Source organism: Bacillus proteolyticus (assembly GCF_001884065.1).
GTDB classification, from domain to species: domain Bacteria; phylum Bacillota; class Bacilli; order Bacillales; family Bacillaceae_G; genus Bacillus_A; species Bacillus_A proteolyticus.
On the sequence record NZ_MACH01000061.1, the window covers coordinates 1 to 237 of the forward strand.

1 protein-coding gene is annotated in these 237 nt (G+C 38.0%); it reads left to right on the forward strand.

Annotated elements, in window-relative coordinates; translation table 11 throughout:
• A partial coding sequence (locus BAQ49_RS09600; protein WP_141532991.1) for a zinc ribbon domain-containing protein occupies nt 1-195 on the forward strand: 195 nt, incomplete at its 5' end.
• Between the last annotated feature and the right edge of the window lie 42 nt (nt 196-237).

Here is a 237-nt window from a genome sequence, read left to right on the forward strand (position 1 = left end):
GTATCGAAAACATTTGCTTCAAGCCAATTATGTTCTTGTTGTGGATATCAAAACAAAGACGTTAAAAATCTAAACCTACGTAAATGGGACTGCCCTTCTTGCCTTACACACCATGATAGGGATATTAACGCAAGTATCAATCTAAAGAATGAAGCGATAAGGCTTCTAACCGCAAGGACTGTGGAGATAGCCTAATAAATTAGAGTTCGATAGAACTCTTTACTTAGGAATCCCCCT